At 55.0% G+C, this 1554-nt stretch carries 1 protein-coding gene; it reads left to right on the top strand.

All coding sequences use genetic code 11. The annotated features are described in order from the left end of the window. Nucleotides 1-305: 305 nt before the first annotated feature. Nucleotides 306-1235, top strand: a complete 930-nt coding sequence (gene hemC, locus EJP87_RS16105) for a hydroxymethylbilane synthase (protein WP_130472866.1) — start codon at nt 306-308, stop codon at nt 1233-1235. Nucleotides 1236-1554 lie beyond the last annotated feature (319 nt).

Genomic DNA, 1554 nt, shown 5'->3' with positions numbered 1-1554 from the left:
CAAAGCCCTGCTGGTAATGTGCGGCGTTTCACAAAAGCGAATGCGTAGCATTCGCGCACGCCGCACAGATTTGTGCCCCGGAGGGGCACTCTTTGGGAGGGCGGACGCCCGACATGCACAGTTTCGCTTGTGGCAACAGTGAGGAAATTGGCAAATGCGATTGCCCTGCGATAGATGGCGTTATGGAGCGCACTATGTTAATTTCTGGCGTTTGTGACCTCTTTGTGCCACGATGCGCAACAAACGCGACTTCCGGGGTAGAACACACAAACCTCTTCCACATTCCAAACCATTACGGCACCATTATGACTGCACTCACCATTAAAATCGGCACTCGTGGCAGCGCCCTCGCCCTTTGGCAAGCGGAATGGGTGCGCTCGCTGCTGCTTGCCAACCATCCCGAACTGCTCGTTGAACTGGTCATCATCAAAACCCAGGGCGACAAAATTCTTGATGTCCCTCTGGCCAAAGTGGGAGGCAAGGGGCTGTTTGTCAAAGAGTTGGAAGAGGCTCTATTGGCCAAAGAGATCGATCTGGCTGTACACTCCATGAAGGATATGCCCGCTCTCCTGCCACAAGGGCTTGCCTTGACTGCAATCCTGGAGCGCGAAGATCCCCGCGATGTCCTGCTCTCCAGTCGTTATACATCTCTGCACGCCCTGCCCCAACAGGCCACAGTCGGCTCCTCCTCTCTGCGCCGGCAAAGCCAACTGTTGCACCTGCGACCCGATTTGCAGATTGTCTCTCTGCGCGGCAATGTCAACACCCGCATCAATAAATTAATCAACGAACCCTTTGATGCCATCGTTCTGGCTGCTGCCGGAGTAAAACGTCTGCAACTGACGCAATATGTGGTGGAATATCTTGATCCACAACAGATCATCCCCGCCAATGGACAAGGAGCTATCGGCATCGAAAGCCGGGAGGATGATCAGCGCCTGCTTGCGCTTTTGGCTCCCCTCAACCATCAGCCAACCTGGCTTTGTGTCCGCGCCGAACGTGCTTTTTTGGCTACCTTGGAGGGAGGCTGTCAAGTACCCATTGCCGGACATGCCACGCTGAACGGGCAGCAACTCCATCTTCTGGGTCGCATCGCCTCGCTGGATGGTCAAGAGATGATCACCCTCAGCACACAAGGCCCCGCAGAGGATCCCGTCTCTCTGGGAGTAGCATTGGCACACAGCTTATTGGAACAAGGGGGACAACGAATATTGCAACAAATCGGTTTGGGCTAAAATCAGCTCATTGCACAAGCAGATACGGTACGCGACAAGATCCCTAACCGTCAGCAGATCATGCGCGTGCGCATCAATCTGCGGCACTCCCCATGGGCAGCGTTGCAGACTCTTTTGCTCCGCGCCATCTGTTTGACATCTTGCGTCGCGCAACCTCCTGCGCCTTACCCATGCGCCTGCTCGCGACCATTTTTCACAAGCTCTCTGTGCCACAATGCAGCCGCAAAATAAAGAAGGGGGGAAACTCCCCCCTTCGCTACCGACTATTTTAAGGTAAGAGCCAGAGTCAGAGAGCCTGGCTCTTCGCCCCCTGGAACCA

The sequence above is a fragment of the Candidatus Magnetaquicoccus inordinatus genome, from assembly GCF_004217665.1.
GTDB lineage: Bacteria > Pseudomonadota > Magnetococcia > Magnetococcales > Magnetaquicoccaceae > Magnetaquicoccus > Magnetaquicoccus inordinatus.
This window is presented reverse-complemented; position numbering and strand designations above follow the sequence as displayed.

Coding starts and splice junctions, on each gene's coding strand:
- hemC (WP_130472866.1), top strand. CDS start 306: ATGACTGCACTCACCATTAAAATCGGCACTCGTGGCAGCGCCCTCGCC.